Below are 21,654 nucleotides of genomic sequence, written 5' to 3'. Positions count from 1 at the left end.
AAGTCCGATGTTCCGACACCCGCCCCTAGCGGGTTGAATCACATTCTCCTAGTCCGGAAAAGGCCCGGGCGGCAAATGTCAGATAAAAATGATGCCGGCCGGGCGTGGAGCGTTTCGAGCTGTTCACGATGCGCGAAAGGCAACTTGCGGTGGCCAGCCGCAACGGTCTAGTGTCTCGTCACTTTCCAAAAACCGATCAGGGGAAACCAATGCAGTGGCTGGATAGCGTGGCGGGTCCCGGTTATGCCGCGGCACTCCTGTGGACGTTCGCGGCGCTGATCCTGCTGGTCATCGTTCTCATCATCATCAGGCTCGTCCGCAACCTGACCTTCGGCACGTTTGTCGCCGGGGGGCGGAACCGCAAGACGCGGCTCGCCGTCATGGACGCCACCGCCGTCGATAGCCATCGCCGGTTGGTTCTGGTGCGCCGCGACGACATCGAACATCTGCTTCTGATCGGCGGCCCGACCGACGTCGTCGTCGAACGTGACATCCGTCTGGCTGCACCCCGCCGTCCGGCGCTGACCGGGGATAGCGGCCTGCAGCCCGTCCCAGCCGCGGCCCCGGCGGCAAAACCGCGGCCGCCTCAGCCGGCTCCCGCACAGGCACCGGCACGGCCGGCGCCGGCTCCGCAGCCGGTGGCTGCACCGCCGCCGGCCCGCCCGCGCCCCGCCGCTCCGCCGCCGGCCTCTGCGCCCGCACCGAAGGCGGCGGCGCACCCCCACCAGTCGACCAATATCACGCCGCTACCTGCCTATGGCTCCGCCAACGCCAGCGTTGTCAAACACGCGCCGCCGCCGCGGCAGGAAAGCATCGACGACACGCTGATGAAGGAGCTTGAAGTCTCGCTGGACCAGCCTCGCGCCGGCGGCCCGGTGACCAAACCGGCTGCCAAGGCGCCGCAGTCGCTCGACGATGAAATGACCAAGCTTCTGGGCGAACTTTCAAGCCAGAAGAGATGATTGTCGGCCAAGCCGGCCGTCAGCTCGGAATTTGGACCGGGTGGGTAGACGCGCCGGTCAACAAAAATGGCCGGAAAGTCCGGCCATTTTGATAGTTGCCTCGTCGTGAGCTGCGCTTAACGCGGCCCGGAAGCGACGCATCAGTCGTCGCGATAGACCTTTTCGCGGCGCTCGTGCCTTTCCTGCGCTTCAATCGACAAGGTGGCGATCGGACGTGCGTCGAGCCGCTTCAACGCGATCGGCTCGCCTGTTTCCTCGCAATAGCCATAAGTGCCTTCGTCGATGCGCTGTAGCGCCGAATCGATCTTTGAGATGAGTTTTCGCTGACGGTCGCGGGCTCTGAGCTCAATGGCGCGGTCGGTTTCCGAAGAGGCGCGATCGGCAAGATCGGGATGGTTGGCGTTTTCTTGTTGCAGGATTTCGAGAGTTTCACGCGCTTCGCGCAATATGTCGTTTTTCCAGGTGACGAGCTTCAGGCGGAAGTAGGATTTCTGCCGCTCGTTCATGAACGGCTCGTCTTCGGAGGGTACGTAATCGGCGGTAACGATGTCGTTCATTCGACTCACCCAAACAGCCCCAAATTTGGCGCTTATATATTCGCCACCTGACGCCTGCACAAGCGCAATCGGCCACCGGGTCACGCAATTGTTAAAGTGCCCCGACGGCCTTGATCGGAGCAAGATCAAGCTGTTCCGGCGACAGGGCGCGCCCACCCTTTGCCACCTTCCCCGATCGTATTCGTCGTGCCGGAGAACACGAACCATTGTGCGCCGGGCCGTTCTTGTGGCTAATCGCGGTGCGACTTCGGCATTCAGCATCACGGGGGTTGGGTGAGCAGGCTCTATCTGTTACGGCACGCCAAGGCCGGCTGGGCACAGCCCGGCATGCGCGATTTCGATCGCCCGCTCGACGCATCCGGCCGCGCCGATGCCGACTTGATAGGCGCCGCCATGCGGTCTCGCGGCTATGTTCCGGACCTGACATTGTGCTCCAATGCCAGGCGCGCCAGGGAAACGCTCGAAGGCCTAGCCGGCCAGACCGACACCGGCAAGGTCCTGTTTTTCGACACGCTCTACAGCGAAGACGCGGCCGGTTACCTCAGCCTTATCCGGGAGCACGGCGGCCCCTGTTCATTGCTGGTCATCGGCCACAACCCGATGACTGAGGATCTTGCCATGGCGGTTTCGGGCGACGGCGACGAGACGGCACGGGCCATGCTCAATTATGGCTTCCCCACGTCGGGGCTGGCGGTCGTGCGTTTCCTGGATGATCTGACAAAGGCAGCCCAGGAAGCGGGTTATCTCGAAGCGTTTCTGACACCGGCCGATCTTTGACGTCGATCTCCGGTGCCATTCCAAAGCCGGGTTCCAGAGCCTATATCGGACGGACCGAAGCCCGAGAGACCGCATTTTGGCATCATCGCTGACCACCTTCACCGACGAGGCGAGAATTGCCCTCGATACGCTGTCGGGACGCGCCACCGGGCTCTTTTCTCCGTCGCTGCGATTGGGTGTCACGGGCCTTTCGCGCGCCGGCAAGACGGTGTTCATCTCAGCCCTCGTCCACAATCTCATCCACGGCGGGCGCCTGCCGCTGTTCGAGGCCCAGAAATCTGGGCGCATCGCGCGCGCCTTCCTCGAAGAACAGCCCGATGACGCCGTGCCGCGCTTCCAGTACGAGGACCACATCGCCGCGTTGGTCAGCGACCGCGTCTGGCCTGATTCGACGCGCGCCATTTCGGAACTGCGGCTGACGATCGAATATGAATCGGCCTCCGGCTGGAGCCGCATGTTCTCATCAGGCAAACTGTCGATCGACATCGTCGACTATCCCGGCGAATGGCTGCTCGATCTGCCATTACTCGGCAAATCCTTCGCTGATTTTTCGCGCGAAGCTTTTGAAATGGCCACGCTGCCCGTGCGCGAGGATTTGTCGCGGGCCTGGCGGGCGATCGCCGCCGAGATCGACCCGAACGCCGACGCCGACGAGATGACGGCACGCCACCAGGCCGAAAGCTTCGCCGCCTATCTCAAGGCTTGCAAGCTTGACGAGCGGGCGCTTTCGACGTTGCCGCCCGGCCGCTTCCTGATGCCTGGCGATCTCGAAGGCTCACCGGCGCTGACCTTCGCGCCGCTGGCCGGCCTCGACGACAGGCGCCCGCGTCCAGGGTCGCTGCACGCCATGATGGAGAGGCGCTACGAAGCCTACAAGACGCATGTCGTCAAACCTTTCTTCCGCGAGCACATCACGCGTCTCGACGGCCAGATCGTGCTGATAGACGCCATGCAGGCGCTGAACGCCGGCCCCGGCGCGATGGCCGACCTGGAGCGGGCGGTGACCGAGATCCTGGCCTGTTTCCGCCCCGGCCGGGGCAGCTTCCTCACCGACCTCTTTTCACGGCGCATCGATCGCATTCTGGTCGCCGCGACCAAGGCCGATCATCTGCACCATGAAAGCCATGACCGGCTGCAGGCGATCGTGCGGCGGCTGGCCGATCGCGCCGTGGCGCGGGCGAATTTTACCGGCGCCGACGTCGACGTGGTCGCCATGGCGGCGGTGCGCGCGACGCGCGAAGGCTCGGTCAAGCAGGGCCGTGAGACGTTGCCTGTTATCATCGGCACGCCGATAGCCGGCGAGAAGATCAACGGCGAAACATTCGATGGAAAGACGGAAACAGCCATATTTCCCGGTGACTTACCGGAGAAAATTGATGAGGTGTTTGATCTTTCGAGGCCCGACCAAAGGCAGGATTCCGCCGACCCGGCAATCCGCTTCGTCCGGTTCCGCCCGCCAAAGCTCGAATGCACGGCCGAGGGCGTCACGCTGTCCTTGCCGCATATCAGGCTCGACCGTGCCCTGCAGTTCCTGATCGGAGACCATCTGGCATGACCGCGCCCCGCAAGCCGGCGGCATTCCGCATCGAGCCGGAAGCCGAGACGAGACAACAGAGACAAGAGGCGCCAGGCGCGCGCCAGGCGGAACCGCCGCGCAAACCTCGAGCCATGAAAGCCGATGTTGCGCTGGTCATACCGGCGGAGATCGATGTTTTCGGCGAACCCGACATGATTACCGCAGAACCGCCGCCGGCGATCGGCTCCAGAAAACGCTCGCTGCTTGGCAGCATCTTCTTCGGCGCCATGGGCGTGCTGGTTTCGCTGGCGGTCGGCCTGTGGACCGACCAGCTGATCCGCGATCTCTTCGCCCGCGCCGAATGGCTGGGCTGGCTGGCCGCCGGCATGGCTGCTACCGCCGTGCTGGCGCTCGCGGTGATCCTGATCCGAGAATTCCTGGCGATCGCTCGCCTCGTCGAAGTCGAAAAACTGCAAAAGCGGGCGCTCGATGCCATCGCGCGCGACGATCCCAAGGCGGCACGATCGGTGGTCGACGAGCTTTCGGCTTTCGTCGCGGCCAAGCCCGAGACCGCTGCCGGCAGGCGCGCACTGGCCGAGTTGCGCGGCGAAATTATCGACGGCGGCAATCTGGTGCGTCTGGCCGAAGCGGAAATTCTGGGCCCCCTCGATGCCAGGGCGAAGGTGATGATTCTCGAGGCCGCCAAACGCGTCTCTCTGGTGACGGCGGTGAGCCCCCGTGCGCTCGTCGACGTCGCCTACGTCGTGTTCGAGGCCGGACGCCTCATTCGCCGCCTGTCGGAACTCTATGGCGGGCGGCCGGGAACGCTGGGTTTCTTTCGCCTGGCGCGCAGCGTGCTGGCGCATCTGGCGGTCACCGGCTCGATCGCCGTCGGCGACAGTTTTGTCCAGCAGATCGTCGGCCACGGGTTGGCGGCGCGTCTCTCGGCCAAGCTTGGTGAGGGTGTCGTCAACGGCATGATGACGGCGCGCATCGGCATCGCGGCGATGGAGACGGCACGCCCCCTGCCCTTCAGTGCCGCGAAGCGTCCGGGGCTGGGCGATTTCCTGTCGGCATTGACATCATTCGCCGCCAGGAAAGACACCGAAACGACCGGCGCCGGCAAATAGTGTGCCGCTCATCGGGGATGGTAAGCGGATTGCCGTTTCGAAGGCTTGCAGTGACGAAGCATTAACCAATATTCTTCATGGTCGGACTGGTTTCAAACAGCCTCGTTGTTGCCGGGTATCGTCGATGAAAAGCGTAATTCTGTCCAGCGTCCTGCCCCTGGCGGCCGCGATCACAGCAGTCGTCGGCATTGCCTCGGCGGCTTCCGCCGCGGAACCGGACAAGCAGTTCTTCCAGTCGGCAGAAGGCAAGTGGGTCGGCCCGGGCGAGATCGTCGCCGGCAAGTACAAGGGCACCAAATTCAACTGCAGCTTCACCGGTTCCACGCCCGACGGCAAGATGGGCATGACACTCGATGGCGGTTGCCGGGTCGGCATGTTCACACAGCCGATGTCAGCCAAGATCGAGCGCAAGGGCCGCGATTACAAGGGCTCCTTCATGGGCGGTTCTGCCGGTGCTGGCCTCGACATCATCGGCGGTAATGTCGTCGATTCCCGCAAGGTGGTCTTCACCATCAACCGCAACCAGCTTCGCGGCGTGATGCAGGCCCGCATTCCCGACGATAATTCGATGACCGTGACGGTTGCGGTCCGCGTCCAGGACCAGTTGGTGCCGGTCATCGGCATGAGCCTGAAGCGCGTCGACGCCGTCGAAGTCGGCTCAATCGCGCCGAACTGAGCGCTTATCGCGCCTTACTCAATAGCCAAAACAAGGAGGCGGCAGCCCATCACTACCGCCTTTCACAACAGTCGAACCGGGCGTCAGCCCTTGATCGCTGCAGTCACCTCGTCATAGGCCTTGCAGGCGTCGACCTCCGATTGCGGCAAGATGCAACGCGGCGTCCGCCTCAACTTGTGGAACGCGGCTGCAACCTCGCCAGCCCTCCGGATTCGGGCTGTTCGATCCCCGCCGAAGCCCCTATTCTTTGCCCTGGCGACCAGCCTTGGCGCCTTGGTCCCGACCGCACGTGTTGCGGTCCCAACGAACGGAACGACAGGTATGGCGGCAGAGGCATCGGGCGGCGATCTGGTTCAGGTGGTGGCGCTGCTCGCCGCGGGTGTCGTCGCCGTTCCCATCTTCAAGCGCATGGGCCTCGGTTCCATTCTCGGCTATCTCGCAGCCGGTGTGGTGATCGGCCCGTTCGGCCTGCGTATCTTTTCCGAGTCCGGTGCCATTCTCCATGTCGCGGAACTCGGCGTCGTCATGTTCCTGTTCATCATCGGACTGGAAATGCAGCCGTCGCGCCTGTGGGGCCTGCGCCGCGAGATTTTCGGCCTCGGTGCGCTTCAGGTCGGGGTCTGCGCCGTCTTGTTGACCAGCGTGGGAATGGCTGGTGGTTTTCCAGTCTCGCAATCCTTCGTCGCCGGCGCCGGTTTCGTGCTGACCTCGACGGCGATCGTCATGCAGCTTCTCGAGGAGCGCGGCGAAATCGCCTCGCCGAAAGGCCAGCGTATTGTCTCCATCCTGCTTCTGGAAGATCTGACCATCGTGCCACTGCTGGCCCTGATCGCCTTCCTGGCGCCCGGCGGTGCCGACACCAGCCTGTCGGAGCGGCTGACCGAGGTCGGCATCGGCCTTGCGGCGATTGTCGGGCTTGTGCTGGCCGGACGCTATCTGCTCAACCCTTTCTTCCGCATCCTGGCGGATGCCCGTGCCCGTGAGGTGATGACGGCCGCGGCACTTCTGGTCGTGCTCGGATCGGCACTTGCCATGCAGCTCAGCGGCCTATCGATGGCGATGGGCGCGTTCCTGGCTGGCGTTCTTCTGTCCGAATCGACCTTCCGCCATCAGCTCGAAGCCGACATCGAGCCGTTCCGCGGCATCCTGCTCGGCCTTTTCTTCCTTGCGGTCGGCATGTCGCTGGACCTGCATGTGGTGGCGGCGAACTGGAAGCTCATCGCCGTCTATGTCGTCGCCTACATGGTGATGAAGGCTCTCGGCATCTACATCGTCGCCCGCATCCTCAGAACAGGCCATCGTGAAGCGCTCGAACGCGCGGTCTTTATGGCGCAGGGCGGCGAATTCGCCTTCGTCCTCTATTCCGCCGCCGCTGCCGTCGGCATCATCGACAGCCAGGCCAACGCTACCCTGACGGCGATCGTCATTATCTCCATGGTACTTACACCCCTGGCGATCATCGCATTGCGGTACGTCACCCCGCGCGACGAGCAGTCACTCGACGGAGTCGATGTCGCCGACGGCCTGACCGGCAGCGTGCTGGTCATCGGCTTTGGCCGTTTCGGCCAGATCGCCAGCCAGCCGCTGCTGCTGCGCGGTATCGACGTATCGATCATCGACAATGACGTGGAGATGATCCAGGCGGCAGCCGATTTCGGCTTCAAGGTCTATTATGGCGACGGCACCCGGCTGGACATCCTGCATGCCGCCGGTGCCGGCCGGGCACGTGCCGTGCTCATCTGCGTAGACAAACCCGATGCCGCTGTCCGCATCGCGGAACTCGTCAAGGCCGAGTTTCCTTTGCTGACCGTCCTAGCCCGAGCCTTCGATCGGGGCACCGCGCTGCAGCTCATCCGCGTCGGCGTCGACTACCAGCTGCGCGAGACTTTCGAATCGGCACTGGTTTTCGGCGGCTCGGCCCTGGAGTCGCTTGGTGTCGATCCCGAAGAGGTCGCGGATACGATCGAAGACGTCAGGCGCCGCGACGCCGCCCGTTTCGAAACCCAGCTCGCCGAAGGCATTCGCGCCGGACAACGTTTCCTGAGAGGCAATATCGGCACGCCCATTCCCACCCCCCTCACCCAGCCGCGCCGCACCGGCCAGGCCCTCAATGAAGAGACGGCGGGCGTTCTGCACAAATCCGAAACCGCCGATTGAACAGGGAAACAAGCATGGAATTGGATGGCAGAGCCCTGTCGGTCACCAAATTCTGGCGTGATGCCGGCGAGGATGCCTGGTTCGAGAAGAGCGACGCCTTCGACACCGCGTTTCGCGACCAGTTTCTCGACCTGCACTATGCAGCCGCCCGGCGGGAGTGCGATAACTGGTCAAATCACGCCGAAGGCTCGCTGGCCCTGATGATCCTGCTCGACCAGTTTCCGCGCAATTGCTTTCGCGGCACCGGCCACATGTACGCCACCGACCCGCTGGCAAGGCATTTCGCTGAAAAAGCTGTCATTGCCGGCCAGGATCGGCTGCTCGAACCGGAGTTCCGCGTGTTCCTCTACCTGCCGTTCGAACATTCGGAACTGCTCGCCGATCAGAAGAGGTCGGTGGAACTCACCCGGGCCAATGCGCCGGACAATCTCAAATACGCCGAAGAGCACCGCGACATCATCCAGCGCTTCGGCCGCTTTCCGCACCGCAACAGGATACTTGGCCGCGAAACCACGGCAGAGGAAAAGGCATTCCTGGACAAAGGCGGTTTCTCAGGCTGACGCCTGCTACCGCAGCCACCAGTCACGGCCGGATGGCAACCGCTCGATGCCGGCCGCGTCGACGGCGTCCAGGCGCTCCGACACACCTCGCCCACCCACGGCAAGATCCGGCGCGATCTCGACCAGCGGCGCCAGCACGAAGGCGCGCTCCAGCATGCGCGGATGCGGCACTTCCAGCCCGGTTTCGTGGATGACGCGGTCGCCGAACACCAGAATGTCGATATCGATCAGCCGGGGCCCCCAGCGCTCTTCGCGCACGCGCTTCAGTCTGCGCTCGGCATCGAGACAGAGATCCAGCAACGCCCGCGGCGAGAGCCGCGTCGACAGTTCGGCGGCCGCGTTGAGAAAATCCGGCTGGTCGAGCTTGCCCCAGGGCGGCGTGCGGTAGAGCGAGGAGACGGCGGTGACGCGCGTCTCCGCATCGGCGTCGAGAATACGCAGCGCCGCGGCCATCGAGGCCGCCGGGTCCCCCAGATTGCCGCCAAGGCTGAGGTAGACGGTGTTACTCGGGCCAGACAACGGTCACCTCGACGTAATCGAGCACGCCGGGCACCGGCGCGTTTGGCTTGCGCACGGTGATTTCGGCCTTCCTGATCTGGGGAAACCGCTCGGTCAGCGCCTTTGCCACCTCCATTGCCAGGGCCTCGATCAGAAAACGCCGCTCACCGGTGATGATCTTCTCGATCACCGCGAAGGCGATGCCGTAATTGACCGTTTCGCCGATGGCGTCGTCGACAAGCGCGCGCCCGGGTTCGACCGAGAGCACCGCGTCGACATAGAAACGCTGGCCGAGCGTCTCTTCCTCGTCCAGCACGCCATGCCGGGCAAAGAAAGCGCAGTTCTTCAGGCGGATGACATACATGGCTCAGCGTCCTGGTCTGTTAGGGCGAGGTGCGTCCACCTGGAGGCACAAGTACGCTCTAACACTTTTGAATCTACGCATCGTGCTTGCCGCAAATCTATTCCGATTTTCGGGCCGATGCGGCGGTGTCACGCGCCAGCATAGCATCCGCCACCGCCAGCGCGTCCACGTTGATTGCGACATCATGGACGCGAAACAGATGCGCGCCCTTGAGCCTGAGAATGACGCTGGTCGCCGCCGTCCCGACAGCGCGGTCGGCTGCATCGCGGCCGGTGACGGTGCCGATGAAGCGTTTTCGCGAGGTGCCGACCATCAACGGCAAGCCGAGCGCGTGGAGTTCGGAGAACCGCGCCATCAGGTCGAGGTTTTCCTCGGCCGTCTCCTTGGCGAAGCCAAAGCCGGGATCGAGCACGATATGGTCGTCGGCCACACCGTCCTCGCGGGCGATCTCCAGTGATTTTTCCAGGAATACAAACTGGTCGGCGATCACGTCGGGCAGCTTCTCGCGATCCCGCCCGGTATGCATGATAATCAGCCCGGCGCCGGTTTCGGCCGCGACACGCGCAATGTCGGGCTCGCGCTGCAGACCCCAGACATCGTTGACGATATGCGCGCCGGCGACCACCGCAAGCCGCGCGGTTTCTGCACGATAGGTGTCGACCGAAATCAGCACCTCGCCGGAGAGCGCCAAAGCCTCGATCACGGGCAGGATACGCGCCTGTTCCTCGCTGGCCGATATCGCGGCGAAACCGGGGCGCGTCGATTCTCCGCCGACATCGATGATCCCGGCCCCTTCCCCGACCATGCGACGGGCCTGGCCCAGCGCCGTTTCGGGTGTATCAAACAGGCCACCGTCGGAAAAACTGTCGGGGGTGACGTTGAGGATACCGACGACCACGGCCTTGCGGCCAAGATCGAGATGGCGTCCATGGGCCAGTTGCCATCGCCTCGCCGTCATTGCTCGTCAACCATGGGCCTATCAAGGATGTGCGATCCGCATCGGGTCAATTCCGTTGCGCCGGCAACGGCCGTAAAGCAAGGTGACCGAAGAGGCAACATGATGAAACGATCCCTGCTCTGCGCATTGCTGCTTGCCGTGACCGCCATTCCGGCGGGCGCGGCCAATCTGGTGAAGACATACAGCTATTTTTCCGTTGGCGGCAGCACCCTCGACGATGTCGAGGCGCAGCTTTCCAAACATGGGCCGCAGGTCAAAAGCACGGGCTTGCGCCATCCTGGTGCGACCCGGATGGCCTTCACCACTCGCATCAGCTACGCCACGCGTGCCGGCTCCTGCCGGATCGCGGACGCGGTGGTGACCATCAAGGTCAAGGTGATCCTCCCCGAATGGCGCCGCCCACGCAAGGCCGATGCCGATGTGCGGTTGTTCTGGGATACGCTGGCCGCGGACATCAAGCGCCATGAGGAGCGCCATGTCGAGATCGCCAAGAACCATGCCCGCGAACTGGAAGACGCGCTGAAGGCGACCTATCCGCAGAAGGATTGCGATACGGCGAAGGCCAAGGCCGCCGAAATCACCGCCGCCATTCTCATCAAGCACGACCGCGCCCAGGTGCAGTTCGATCGCGTCGAAAGCGTCAATTTCGAAAGCCGCATCCTGCGGCTCCTGCATTATCGCGTCGAGCGCATCAAGAACGGCCAGCTGCCGCCACCGGCGTGAATTCCTCTGCACGCCGGTGCAAGCCAACCGAGCCGAAGCGTAGTGCCAGCTTCGAAAAATTTTCGAGTGGCCGTCGAAATCGGCCTATAGGGAACGACATATCACGGGTTGACAGGGCACAACCCTCGAAGCACGAGCACCAGGACCGATCGCGCGGCGGATGCATCAGGCAAGCCCAAGCGGTGATCCCAACAGCGCGCATGGACAAAGGACTATGGATCAGGCTGTCGACAAGCAGACCATGGCGGCTGCAGCCACACCGCTGACCGAAAGCGAGAAGAACGCCATCATCGGCGGCGTTCTCCTGTCGATGCTGCTGGCAGCGCTCGACCAGACCATCGTCGCGCCGGCAATGCCGACCATCGGGCGCTCTCTCGGACATGCCGAATACCTGCCATGGGTCGTCACCGGCTACCTCTTGACCGCAACCGCCGTGGCGCCGCTCTACGGCAAGATTTCCGACGTCTATGGGCGCCGGCCGACCGTCTATGCGGCGATCCTCATCTTTCTTGCCGGATCGCTGGTCAGTGCACTGGCTCCCAACATGTTCGTGCTGGTCCTGGGACGCGCGGTCCAGGGTGCCGGCGGCGGCGGCCTTTTCGCGCTGACGCAGACCGTGGTCGGAGACCTTGTCCCGCCGCGCGAGCGGGCGCGCTATGCGGCGTGGTTCTCAGGCACCTGGGCCGTCGCCAGCGTCGCCGGGCCGCTGCTGGGCGGCACCTTCGCGGAACATCTGCACTGGTCGCTCATCTTCTGGATCAATATCCCGCTTGGTATTTTGGCGATGGCGATCATCAACAAGCCGCTCAGGAAGCTGCCGATCGCCGCCAAGAATCACAGCATCGATGGTCTTGGCGCATTGCTTCTCATCGTGGCCACGGCACTGCTGCTGCTGGCGCTTAACTGGGGCGGCAGCGCCTATCCCTGGATATCGCCTGAGGTCATTGGCGTTCTGGGCTGCTCCGCTGTTTTCTGGGTAGCCTTTGCCCTGCGGCTGATGCGGGCGGCCGAACCACTCATCTCGCTCGAGGTGCTGGGCAACCCTATCGTCCTTGCCGGCACTCTGTCGATGTTCCTGCTGCAGGCCTCCAGCGTCGGCCTTGCCGTCTATCTGCCCGTCTATCTGCAATCGATGCTTGGCCTGACGGCCAGCGAATCGGGCATTGCGATGCTTGGCCTTCTGCTTGGAACCGTGGGCGGCGCAGCCTCCAGCGGTCGCCTGATACCACGCTTTGTCCATTACAAGCGCATCGCGATGGTCGGCGTCTTCTTCGCCATTCTGTGCCTTGGCTTGCTCGCCCTTGTCGCCGGCCATGCATCGCTGCTTGTTGTCGAAATCCTGACCATCTGCGGGATTGGGAACCGGGACGACTTTTCCGGTGACCACGGTCTCCGTGCAGAACGGCGTCGACCACATGCATCTTGGCGTCGCGACGGGCGTGCTGACCTTCCTGCGTTCGCTGGGCAGTGCATTGGGTGTCGCAATGCTCGGCGCCGTCGCTCTGGGCTTTGGGCTGCCGCTGGCCGGCGAAGGCGTGCAGATGGCCGGACATGCCGCATCGGTCCAGCCCTTCGTGATGATCTTTCTTGTCGCGGCCGCCACGTTGGTGCTGGGGCTCATCACACTGGCGCTGATGCCCGAGAAAGAGCTTCGCGGTCATGTCGACACTCCGGCGCCGATCCTGGCGGAGTAGAGTGGCAGAAAAGGGCTTGGTGGTTTTTCGCCGTAAAGCAATTCCCAGGAACGTGTGACGCGGTTTTCCGTCCGGAATTGCATCAATGCTCTAGCCGGAAACGCCGAGCTTCTTCTGCAGGCTGGTGGACGAGGTCGTGTACTGGAACACGATCCGCTCCCCCGGGTTGACGATGCGTTTGGCCGCCTGCGCCATCAGCGCAACCTCGTGGAATCCCGACAAGATCAGCTTCAGCTTGCCCGGATACCAGTTGATGTCACCGACGGCGAAGATCCCGGGCACCGAGGTCTGGAACTTCTCGGTATCGACCGGGATCAGATTCTCGTGGAGGTTGAGCCCCCATTCAGCGATCGGCCCGAGCTTCATCGTCAGGCCGAAGAAAGGCAGCATGCGCGTGCAAGGCACCTCGATGTCGCCGTCTGGACCACCTTTGATTGTCGCCGATGACAGCTGGCCGTCGGCGCCGGCGAGCCCGGTCACCTGGCCGACCCTGAATTCCAGCTGCTTCATCTCCTGCATCGCATACATCTTGTTGACGCTGTCGGGCGCCGCGCGGAACTCGGGCCTGCGATGCACCAACGTCACGCTTTTGGCCACCGGCTGAAGGTTGAGCGTCCAGTCGAGTGCCGAATCGCCACCGCCAACAATGACAAGGTCGTGGCCGCGAAAATCCTCCATCCGTCGCACCGAATAGAAGACGCTTTTCCCTTCATACGCTTCGACGCCGGGAATCGGCGGGCGTTTGGGCTGAAACGAGCCGCCGCCGGCGGCGATCACCACCACCTTGGCCTCGAACACCTCGTTCTCGTCGGTGGTGACGCGAAAGCCGCCGTCTTCCAGCGTCTCGAGGCTGGAAACCATGCGGTTGTAGGTGAAGTCAGGCTTGAACGGTTGGATCTGCTCGAGGAGTTTCTCGACCAGCCCCTGTGCCGAGATCGAAGGCCAGCCGGGAATGTCGTAGATCGGCTTCTCCGGATAGAGTTCCGCGCACTGGCCGCCGGGCTTGTCGAGAATGTCGATCAGGTGGCACTTCAGGTCCAACAGGCCGAGTTCGAACACGGCAAACAGGCCGACCGGCCCTGCCCCGACAATGAGGACGTCTGTCTTGATGATGCCGGTCATGCGGTGTGCCTCGCTGCTGGATTGGCGCGAGACTGCATGACCGCCGGCCTGCTGCCAAGCGGCAGCAGGAAAAATCGGCTGTTCAGCCCTGTCGCTCCGGTACCCGCACCACCAGGCCGTCGAGTGCGTCGCGCACCTTGATCTGGCAGGACAGCCGCGAGTTCGGCTGGACGTCATAGGCAAAGTCCAGCATGTCCTCTTCCATCGCTTCCGGCTCGCCGACTTCCGCCGTCCATGCCTCATCGACATAGACATGGCAGGTTGCGCAGGCACAGGCGCCGCCGCACTCCGCCTCGATCCCCGGCACGGCGTTGCGGATGGCGTTTTCCATGACCGTCGAGCCGTTTTCGGCGTCCACGTCGAACTGTGTGCCGTCATGGGCGATGAAGGTCAGCTTGGTCATTTGTCACCTGAAGGGAGTTTCCGCCGAGATAATCACTCTGGCAGACAAGTCAACTGCCGCGCGAAAGCGCCGCTCGGTGACGTTTTTCCGCAAACTGGATCAGCGACTGATGGCGGCGATGAAATCGCGCACTTCGTCGATCAGCGTGCCAAGCCGCTTCAGTGTCTGGCCGTCATCAGGCCGACGCTCGATCTCGGTGGCGCAATCGGCGATGGCGAAGGCGCCGACACCGCGAGCCGACCCTTTCAATCCGTGAGCCAGCAGAAGCCGGTCCTTGAGGTCGGCATCGACTATTTTGTCGCGCACCGACTGCGCCTGCTGTACAAACAGCGCCAGCACTTCCTGCTCCAGGCTGCGGTCACCCATCGTCTGCCGGGCAAGGTGTGCCAAATCGACCGGCCTGGACCGCCCCGTTCCCGATACGTCGCCCCCGGGCATTGAGAAGGCAATGCCGCTTTCGCTACGCATGAACTCGAACTCCGTTTTCTTCGGCCGCCTGAAAAACTAGGCGAATCCAATGGATAACGGGTTAACGAATGGCCCGGAAAAATGTTGCGAAAGCGGCGCCCAAATCACGGTTCCGTTAACCTTATATTTAAAGTTTTACGTATCCCGCCGAATGCATGTTTTCTTTACCCCCCTGTGTCATTACGATACGAGGGTCCATTTTCAGCCTCCTGCGCGGGGGTACCACAAATAGAATTATAAGCCCGCGGCAGCTAGTACAGGGTAGCGAAGGCATGGCGAAGAAACCAACGACAACGACCAGAACTCTCGACAGCGATGTGGCCAGGGAGCTCGAAGAGGCACTCGATTTCGACCTCAGCGGTGATCTTGGCAGCGGCGACCTCGATATCGCGGCTTCGATGGAAGATCTGGAAGCGCAGATATCCCAAGCCGCCGACGAGCTGGCCCGCGAGGGGCGCAACCAGAAGCCGGCTCCCGCCGCCAATCAGGCCGAGGCCGCTCAGCCCCCGTCCAAAACCCAGCCCACGCCCAAGCCTACCGAACTGCGCCCTGTGGAAACACGCAACGGCGGCCAGCCCGCGGCGGGCTTCGCGCCTGCCAATGACGATCGCCAGAAGGACTACAAGACGCTCCTGCACAGCCTGAACAGGCGTGCCTCCAACACCGTCTATTGGGTCATTGCCTTTGTTTCGCTCGCCTGGATCGCGGGCGCCGCCGGGCTGGCCAACCTGCTTTTCGGACCGGGCATCTGGCATATCCGCACGCTTGACCAGTTCTTTGCCCGTCCCGAGCTGATTGGTCTTGCGGTCGCGGCGATCGTGCCGGTCATCCTGTTCTGGGCCTTCGCGGCGATGATTCGCCGTGCCCAGGACATGCGCATCGCCGCCCAGTCGATGACGGAAGTGGCCTTCCGCCTGACCGAGCCGGAAAACATGGCGCAGGATCGCGTCATGATGATCGGCCAGGCCGTTCGCCGCGAGGTGGCGGCCATGGGCGAAGGCATCGAACGCACGCTTGCCCGCGCGGTGGAGCTGGAGACCCTGGTCCACAGCGAAGTCAACCAGATCGAACGCTCCTATACGGAAAACGAGAACCGGATCCGTTCGCTCGTCGACGGGCTCGGCAGCGAGCGCGAGGCGGTCGTCACCCATGCCGAGCGCGTCCGCGCCTCGATCGCCGGCGCGCATGAGACGCTCAAAGACGAAATCGGTGCCGCCAGCGACATCATTCGCGACAGCATCCTCAACGCGTCGACCAAGCTGTCGATGACGATCACCAATTCCGGCGACACGCTGATCGACCGCATCAATGAAAGCTCGCTGTCGATCTTCGATTCGGTGGAAGGCCGGCTTGATACCATCACCGACCGGCTGTCGACCTCCGGCGAGGCTTTCGCCAGCCTGCTCGACACGCGCATTGCCAAGCTGACGGATACGACGGACGGCCTGACCCGGTCGTTGACCGATCTGCTCGACGATCGCACCACCGGCATGGTGTCGCTGCTCGGCGGCGCCGCGCGTACCCTCAATTCGGAATTCGAGGCCAGCCTCAACAGCATCGAGCGCACGCTCGCCGAACGCGGCCAGGCATTGATCAGCGAATTCCAGACCCGCGCCGAGGCGCTGGACACCGGCACGCAGAAACTCAACGCGGCGCTCGAGGCCCGCGCGCGCCAGATCAACGAGACGCTGGTCGAACGCGCCCGTGAAATTGCCCACACCTTCGCCGAGAGCAAGGACGCGCTGGCCGCGATGATCGATCAGGGCAAGACCCAGATCGGCGCCGACATGGCCGACATCGTCACCTCGACATCGAGCATGCTGGAGGCCCGCGCCAGCGATTTCGCCGGGCGCATGGAAGCCGCGCGTCACGTCGTCTCGCGTTCCTTCGACGCCGATATCCAGCGGCTCGCCGATGCCCGCGCCGGCATCGAGGAAGCCGTCGAAAACCACAGCCGCAAACTGTCCGAAAGCCGCGAGCGCATGGCGGCCGCGATGGAGGCGGATCTGGCGAAATTCGCCGAAGGCCGCGAAGGCATCGATGCGGCGGTGACCAACCAGGTGCAGAAGCTGGCCGAAGGCCGCAACCTGATCGCGCGTGCCCTCGAAGAGGACCTGCGCAAGGTCAACGAATCGCGTGCTGCCATCGATGCCTCGCTCGGCAGTCATCTCGAAAGGCTGGAAGAAGGCCGCAACCGGCTCTCGCTGGCTCTCAACGAAGACTCCGGGAAGCTTGTGCAAGCTCGTACGATCATTGACGAAATGGTCGCCGGACATGTCGGCAAGCTGGCCGAGGGCCGCAACATCCTGGCGCGCGCCCTGGAAGCAGATCTCGGCAAACTATCCGAAAGCCGCGCCAGCATCGACGGACTGGTTGCCGGCCAGGTCGAGAAGATCGCCGAGGGCCGCGCCGTGCTCGCCAAGGCGCTCGAAAACGACATTGTCGGCATCAAGAGCCTGATCGAGACCCACTCGGCAATGCTGGCGGAAGACCGCAGCCAGCTTGGCCGTTCGCTCGAGAACGACCTCTCGGGCATCAGGACCCTGATCGATGATCATTCGGGAAGGCTCGCCAGCGACCGCAGCCTGCTGTCGCAGACGCTCGAAGCCGACCTTGCCAAACTGGCCGAAAGCCGCTCCAGCATCGACGGCCTCGTCGCCGGTCAGGTCGAGAAGCTGGCCGAGGGCCGCGACATTCTCAAGCGCGCGCTGGAATCGGACCTCAACACCATTCAGGGCGTCATATCCAGCCAGTCGGAAAAACTGGCGGAGGATCGCGGGCAGCTTTCGCGGATCCTGGAAGCCGACCTGCAGAATGTGAACAGCGTCATCGCCGACCACATGAACAGGCTGGTTCAGGATCGTTCGACCCTGTCGAAGGCTCTCGAGGACGACCTCGCCAAACTGGCCGAGAGCCGTTCCAGCATCGACGGGCTGGTCGCCGGCCAGGTCGAGAAGCTGGCCGAAGGCCGCGACATCCTGCGGCGGGCGCTGGAAGCCGACCTCAACACGATCAAGAACACCGTTGCCGACCAGTCGCAGAGGCTGGTCGATGACCGCGCCCAGTTCGCCCGGGCCCTCGAGGCTGATCTCGAAGGCGTCAACAGCCTTGTCCAGGGCCATGCCGAAAGGCTTGCACAGGACCGATCGACACTTTCCAGGGCATTGGAAGACGATCTCGCCAAACTGGCCGAGAGCCGCTCGAGTATTGATGGGCTGGTTTCGGGCCAGGTTGAGAAGCTGGCCGAAGGCCGCAACATCCTCAAGCGTGCGCTTGAGGCCGATCTCGAGACGATCAGGGGCACCGTTGCCGATCAGTCGCAGAAACTGGTGGATGACCGCGCACAGTTCGCCCGGGCTCTCGAAGCCGACCTTGAAAGCGTCAGCGGCTTGGTAAACAGCCACGCGGACAGGCTCGTCCAGGATCGTTCGACCCTGTCGAGGGCGCTCGAGGACGATCTTGCCAAGCTGGCTGAAAGCCGTTCGAGTATCGACGGTCTGGTCGCCGGCCAGGTGGAGAAGCTGGCCGAAGGCCGCGACATTCTCACGCGCGCCCTCGAAGCCGATCTGGCCAAACTGGCCGAAAGCCGCTCCAGCATCGACGGCCTGGTCGCAGGTCAGGTGGAGAAGCTGGCCGAAGGTCGCGACATTCTCAAACGCGCGCTCGAAGCCGATCTGCAGAAGCTGACCGAAAGCCGCAGCGACATCGATGACATCATCTCCGGCCATGTCGGCAAGCTGGCTGAAGGCCGCAACATGCTGAGCCGCGCTCTGGAAGACGATCTCGGCAAGCTCGCCGAGACCCGCAAGGATGTCGATCGCTCCCTGTCCGGCCATATCGACCAGATCGCTGCCAGGAGCACCGACATTTCGGCCGCTATCGCAGCCGATGTGGACAAGATCGAGCAGGCGTTCAGCCGCCAGACCGGTATCATCGAGGAACGCGCCGGGACCATGGAGCGCGCGCTCTCGACCGGTGTCGACAATGTTCGCGGCGTGCTCGAGAGGAGCGCGGTCTTCGTTGCCGGCGCATTGCGTGAAAAGGTCCTGGAAGTCACTAGCGCGCTGCATGAGCAGGCCGGCGCGGCCTTCAGCGACGCGGACCGCAAGATCGCCGAGCGCGCCGAACAGACGTCCGCGGCCCTGTTGGCGCGGGCCGAAGACATTGCCCGTACCTTCGAGGAGGCCGATCGCCGCCTCCACGCCCGTGCGGAAGATACGTCGAACGCCTTGCTTGCCCGTGCCGACGATACCTCCAGCTCACTGCTGGCCCGTGCCTACGAAACCGCCGATCAGCTGGCTGCCCGTGCCAGCGAAATCGCCGGCACCTTCGACAGGGCGGACCAGAGGCTCGCCGCGCGCACCCAGCAAACCGCCGATCAGCTAAACGCCCGTGTAAGCGAAATCGCCGGCACCTTCGACGCGGCGGACCAGAAGCTCGCCGCGCGCGCCCGGGAAACCGCGGATCAGCTTGCTGCCCGGGCCCAGGAAACCGCCGATCATCTGTCTGCCCGCGCGGGCGAGATCGCCGGTACGTTTGACGACGCCGACCAGAAGCTGGTTGCCCGTGCCGTCGAGACGGCACAGTCGCTGGCCGCCCGCGCCGGCGACATCCTGCGCAACTTCGAAAGCGCCGACCAGAGGCTCGGCATGCGTATCGGCGAATCGGCCGAGGCGCTCGCCGCCCGAGCATCCGATCTCGGCCGTATTTTTGACGCCGCCGACCAGCAATTGGTCGCGCGCATCGCGGAAGGATCGGACGCGCTGTCCAACCGTGCGTCGGAAATCGGCCGTATCTTCGACGAGGCCGACCAGCGTCTGGTTTCGCGCATCGCCGACAGCTCTTCGACGATCGGCGAGCATGCGCAGACCATCGTCGGTGCTTTCGCCAGCACCGAGCAGAGAGTCGCCGACCGTGCGCGCCAGACCGGCCAGGAACTGGCCGTGCATGCCCGCGAGATCGAGCAGGCGCTTGCCGGCGCAGACGAGCGTCTGGCATCGAGCGCGGCGGCCGCGGCCGCTCGTGTCGAGGAGCAGATCGCCGGGGTCGAGAACCGGCTCGCCAACACCACGGAAACGATCGGCCAAAAGCTCAATGAGCAGGTTTCGACCGCCGAGGCACAGCTTGTTTCGCGCGCCAATGTGATCGCGGAGACCTTTACCGCGGTAGGCCAGCATATCGGCCAAAGCACCAACGACGCCGCCAAGACGATCGGCGCCAATACCCGCGAGCTCAACTCTATGCTCGCGGCGCGGTCGGCCGAAATGTCGAAGATCCTCGATGAGACCGCACGGCCGTTGGTCGAGCGCTTCGCCCAGGGCGGCTCCGAACTGCAAAAGAGCATGGAAGAGGTCACCGAACGCGCCGCCGAGAAGCTGCGCAGCGAGAATGCAGCTCTTGTCAACGCGCTCGCCAGCCGCACCGCCGAGACCTTGTCGGCGGTCGAAGGCGCCCGCTCGTCGCTGTCCGACAGCGTCGCCGACCTCATCGGCCGCATGACAAAGTCCAGTTCGCAGCTCGGTCAGTTGATCGAGCAGGCCGCGGTCAACCTCAGCCAGGTCGACGAACGCCTGACCGGCAGCACGCAAAGCTTCGCGGCCACCACCGAAAAGGCGGCTCAGACCTTTGCCAGCTCGGCGCGCCTGGTTGATTCCAACACCACGAGACTGACAGAGCTGTCGTCGTCGACCTTGCGCGAAGTGGCATCGATCGCCACCAAGTTCGACGAGCACAGCCGCCTGCTGGTCAGCGCCTCGGACCTCCTGAGCTCGGCCCAGAGCAACCTCGAGCACACGCTGGAAAGGCAGTCGTCGCTCGAAGAGCTCGCCGTCGGCCTGGTCAAGAAGTCGGAGGACCTCGAAAGGGTCATGCGCTCCTTCGAAAACCTCGTCGGTCAGACGTTGCAGAACGCCGAGGGCAAGACGCTGGAGTCCGCAGACAAGATCCGCAACGCCATCACCGATGTCGTCGATTCGGCCACCAAGCGCTTCGCCGATGCGACCGAGGAGATGCGTCGCACCGCCGGCTCGATCAAGAGCGAACTCGACCTCACCCGCGCCGAACTCAAGAAGGGCGTCATCGAGATGCCGGAAGAGGCAAAGGAATCGACCTCTGCCATCCGCCGCGCCGTCTCGGAGCAGATCAACGCCTTGAAGGAGCTTTCGGACATCGTTGCGAAGTCCGGTCGCGGTGGCGACGCCTCGGAGCCGCGCGGCCTGCGCCCGGTGCCGCAAGCGCCGGCGCCACGCGCCGCCGAACCGCCGCGTCGTGCCCCTGCACCGCAGCCGGAACTTCGTGCGCCGCAGGCGCCGCTGGATGGCACGGCGCTGCGCGGCACGCTCGATCTCGATCGTCCGGCCGAAGCGCCACCGCGCCCGCGCTCCGACGCCAGTGCCCGGACGCCGCAGGGCGGCTGGGTGCGCGATCTTCTGACCGCGGCATCGAACGACGCAGACCTCAGGCCCACGGCACCGGCGGCGCCCGCGGAAGCACCGCGTGCAGCCCCTGCCCAGCGCTCGCCGCTGCACGTCGTGGAATCGCTGAACTCGCTCTCCGTCGACATCGCGCGAGCCATCGACCACGATGCCTCGATCGAGTTGTGGAACCGCTATCGGCGCGGCGAGCGTGACGTCTTCACCCGCCGGCTCTACACGCTGAAGGGTCAGCAGACATTCGACGAGATTCGCCGCAAATATCAGGCCGAGGCCGAATTCCGCGCCGCCGTCGACCGCTACTGCGACGACTTCGAGAAGCTGCTCAAGGATGTCTCGCGCAACGATCGCGACAACATCATGGCGCAGACCTATCTGACCTCGGACACCGGTAAGGTCTACACCATGCTGGCCCACGCCAGCGGTCGCTTGCATTAAACCGGGACGCTTGCATTTAACCGGGAATTGAACAGGCGGGGCCTTGGCCTCGCCTGATCGCGGCTGGGATGCCGATCGGGGATTTGGCTTGGCCAGGACGCCGAGCAAAAAAGCTTGCGGATTATTGTGGCGTCGACCACCCGCCGCTCGACGATGCGCTGTCCCCGACCTATACCCCCTGCAGCACCTGATGAAGGCTGGAAAGCTGCGGCCTGATGTC

At 63.8% G+C, this 21,654-nt stretch carries 16 protein-coding genes and 1 pseudogene; 10 read left to right on the top strand and 7 right to left on the bottom strand.

The window, feature by feature from the left end; all coding sequences use genetic code 11:
* The first annotated feature begins 209 nt into the window (after positions 1 to 209).
* Positions 210 to 962, top strand: coding sequence for a flagellar biosynthetic protein FliO (locus FJW03_RS08100; RefSeq protein ID WP_140693004.1), 753 nt, complete (start codon positions 210 to 212; stop codon positions 960 to 962).
* Between the two features lie 140 nt (positions 963 to 1,102).
* Here FJW03_RS08100 and dksA read toward each other — a convergent pair whose 3' ends face one another.
* Entirely contained in the window at positions 1,103 to 1,519 is a 417-nt protein-coding gene (dksA, locus tag FJW03_RS08095; protein WP_006202025.1) for an RNA polymerase-binding protein DksA, read from the bottom strand.
* Between the two features lie 273 nt (positions 1,520 to 1,792).
* Here dksA and FJW03_RS08090 point away from each other — a divergent pair, with 273 nt between their 5' ends.
* The 6 genes from FJW03_RS08090 (at position 1,793) to FJW03_RS08065 (ending at position 8,335) form a co-directional block, all read left to right on the top strand.
* Complete coding sequence (locus FJW03_RS08090) at positions 1,793 to 2,296, top strand: SixA phosphatase family protein (protein ID WP_140760024.1); 504 nt, start codon at positions 1,793 to 1,795, stop codon at positions 2,294 to 2,296.
* A 76-nt stretch (positions 2,297 to 2,372) separates the two neighbouring features.
* Positions 2,373 to 3,851, top strand: coding sequence for a YcjX family protein (locus FJW03_RS08085; protein ID WP_140760022.1), 1,479 nt, complete (start codon positions 2,373 to 2,375; stop codon positions 3,849 to 3,851).
* Complete coding sequence (locus FJW03_RS08080) at positions 3,848 to 4,942, top strand: YcjF family protein (RefSeq protein WP_140760020.1); 1,095 nt, start codon at positions 3,848 to 3,850, stop codon at positions 4,940 to 4,942. The genes FJW03_RS08085 and FJW03_RS08080 overlap by 4 nt, the downstream gene beginning before the upstream one ends.
* A 124-nt stretch (positions 4,943 to 5,066) precedes the next feature.
* Complete coding sequence (locus tag FJW03_RS08075) at positions 5,067 to 5,618, top strand: hypothetical protein (protein ID WP_140760018.1); 552 nt, start codon at positions 5,067 to 5,069, stop codon at positions 5,616 to 5,618.
* A 321-nt stretch (positions 5,619 to 5,939) separates the two neighbouring features.
* Positions 5,940 to 7,775 carry a monovalent cation:proton antiporter-2 (CPA2) family protein gene (locus tag FJW03_RS08070; protein ID WP_140760016.1) on the top strand — a complete coding sequence of 612 codons (1,836 nt, stop codon included), beginning with the start codon at positions 5,940 to 5,942 and terminating at the stop codon, positions 7,773 to 7,775.
* 14 nt (positions 7,776 to 7,789) lie between these two features.
* Positions 7,790 to 8,335 carry a DUF924 family protein gene (locus tag FJW03_RS08065; RefSeq protein WP_140760014.1) on the top strand — a complete coding sequence of 182 codons (546 nt, stop codon included), beginning with the start codon at positions 7,790 to 7,792 and terminating at the stop codon, positions 8,333 to 8,335.
* A gap of 6 nt (positions 8,336 to 8,341) precedes the next feature.
* Here FJW03_RS08065 and folK read toward each other — a convergent pair whose 3' ends face one another.
* The 3 genes from folK to folP form a co-directional block, all read right to left on the bottom strand.
* Positions 8,342 to 8,854 carry a 2-amino-4-hydroxy-6-hydroxymethyldihydropteridine diphosphokinase gene (gene folK, locus FJW03_RS08060; RefSeq protein ID WP_140760012.1) on the bottom strand — a complete coding sequence of 171 codons (513 nt, stop codon included), beginning with the start codon at positions 8,852 to 8,854 and terminating at the stop codon, positions 8,342 to 8,344.
* Positions 8,838 to 9,197 (bottom strand): dihydroneopterin aldolase, encoded by a 360-nt coding sequence (gene folB / locus FJW03_RS08055; RefSeq protein ID WP_140612433.1) that lies wholly within the window; start codon positions 9,195 to 9,197, stop codon positions 8,838 to 8,840. Before folB ends, folK begins: the two co-directional genes overlap by 17 nt.
* 97 nt (positions 9,198 to 9,294) lie before the next feature.
* Entirely contained in the window at positions 9,295 to 10,155 is an 861-nt protein-coding gene (gene folP / locus FJW03_RS08050; protein WP_140760009.1) for a dihydropteroate synthase, read from the bottom strand.
* Positions 10,156 to 10,254: 99 nt separating this feature from the next.
* Between folP and FJW03_RS08045 the strand changes: the two genes are divergently transcribed.
* Both FJW03_RS08045 and FJW03_RS08040 read left to right on the top strand, forming a co-directional pair.
* Positions 10,255 to 10,878: a DUF922 domain-containing Zn-dependent protease gene (locus FJW03_RS08045; protein ID WP_181173110.1), complete on the top strand. Its 624-nt coding sequence runs from the start codon at positions 10,255 to 10,257 to the stop codon at positions 10,876 to 10,878.
* Between the two features lie 289 nt (positions 10,879 to 11,167).
* Positions 11,168 to 12,572, top strand: a pseudogene (locus tag FJW03_RS08040) (MDR family MFS transporter).
* A 90-nt stretch (positions 12,573 to 12,662) separates the two neighbouring features.
* Here FJW03_RS08040 and FJW03_RS08035 read toward each other — a convergent pair.
* The 3 genes from FJW03_RS08035 to FJW03_RS08025 all read right to left on the bottom strand — a co-directional run bounded on the left by FJW03_RS08035 (position 12,663) and on the right by FJW03_RS08025 (position 14,565).
* On the bottom strand, positions 12,663 to 13,694 hold the full coding sequence (locus tag FJW03_RS08035) for an NAD(P)/FAD-dependent oxidoreductase (RefSeq protein WP_140760006.1): 1,032 nt from the start codon (positions 13,692 to 13,694) through the stop codon (positions 12,663 to 12,665).
* An 82-nt stretch (positions 13,695 to 13,776) separates the two neighbouring features.
* A complete protein-coding gene (locus FJW03_RS08030) occupies positions 13,777 to 14,097 on the bottom strand; it encodes a 2Fe-2S iron-sulfur cluster-binding protein (protein WP_010909663.1) in 321 nt (106 codons plus the stop codon).
* A 99-nt stretch (positions 14,098 to 14,196) separates the two neighbouring features.
* Positions 14,197 to 14,565: an Hpt domain-containing protein gene (locus FJW03_RS08025; RefSeq protein ID WP_140760004.1), complete on the bottom strand. Its 369-nt coding sequence runs from the start codon at positions 14,563 to 14,565 to the stop codon at positions 14,197 to 14,199.
* Between the two features lie 272 nt (positions 14,566 to 14,837).
* On the opposite strand from FJW03_RS08025, the gene FJW03_RS08020 reads away from it, so the two are divergent.
* Positions 14,838 to 21,434, top strand: coding sequence for a kinesin (locus FJW03_RS08020; protein ID WP_140760001.1), 6,597 nt, complete (start codon positions 14,838 to 14,840; stop codon positions 21,432 to 21,434).
* Positions 21,435 to 21,654 lie beyond the last annotated feature (220 nt).

The organism is Mesorhizobium sp. B4-1-4 (assembly GCF_006439395.2).
Classification (GTDB): Bacteria; Pseudomonadota; Alphaproteobacteria; order Rhizobiales; family Rhizobiaceae; genus Mesorhizobium.
This window is presented reverse-complemented; position numbering and strand designations above follow the sequence as displayed.

What these genes read in the sequence shown, in the direction of transcription:
- FJW03_RS08100 (WP_140693004.1), top strand. Translation starts at nt 210, where the DNA reads ATGCAGTGGCTGGATAGCGTGGCGGGTCCCGGTTATGCCGCGGCACTC.
- dksA (WP_006202025.1), bottom strand. Translation starts at nt 1,519, where the DNA reads ATGAACGACATCGTTACCGCCGATTACGTACCCTCCGAAGACGAGCCG.
- FJW03_RS08080 (WP_140760020.1), top strand. Translation starts at nt 3,848, where the DNA reads ATGACCGCGCCCCGCAAGCCGGCGGCATTCCGCATCGAGCCGGAAGCC.
- FJW03_RS08075 (WP_140760018.1), top strand. Translation starts at nt 5,067, where the DNA reads ATGAAAAGCGTAATTCTGTCCAGCGTCCTGCCCCTGGCGGCCGCGATC.
- FJW03_RS08070 (WP_140760016.1), top strand. Translation starts at nt 5,940, where the DNA reads ATGGCGGCAGAGGCATCGGGCGGCGATCTGGTTCAGGTGGTGGCGCTG.
- FJW03_RS08065 (WP_140760014.1), top strand. Translation starts at nt 7,790, where the DNA reads ATGGAATTGGATGGCAGAGCCCTGTCGGTCACCAAATTCTGGCGTGAT.
- folB (WP_140612433.1), bottom strand. Translation starts at nt 9,197, where the DNA reads ATGTATGTCATCCGCCTGAAGAACTGCGCTTTCTTTGCCCGGCATGGC.
- folP (WP_140760009.1), bottom strand. Translation starts at nt 10,155, where the DNA reads ATGACGGCGAGGCGATGGCAACTGGCCCATGGACGCCATCTCGATCTT.
- FJW03_RS08045 (WP_181173110.1), top strand. Translation starts at nt 10,255, where the DNA reads ATGATGAAACGATCCCTGCTCTGCGCATTGCTGCTTGCCGTGACCGCC.
- FJW03_RS08035 (WP_140760006.1), bottom strand. Translation starts at nt 13,694, where the DNA reads ATGACCGGCATCATCAAGACAGACGTCCTCATTGTCGGGGCAGGGCCG.
- FJW03_RS08030 (WP_010909663.1), bottom strand. Translation starts at nt 14,097, where the DNA reads ATGACCAAGCTGACCTTCATCGCCCATGACGGCACACAGTTCGACGTG.
- FJW03_RS08025 (WP_140760004.1), bottom strand. Translation starts at nt 14,565, where the DNA reads ATGCGTAGCGAAAGCGGCATTGCCTTCTCAATGCCCGGGGGCGACGTA.
- FJW03_RS08020 (WP_140760001.1), top strand. Translation starts at nt 14,838, where the DNA reads ATGGCGAAGAAACCAACGACAACGACCAGAACTCTCGACAGCGATGTG.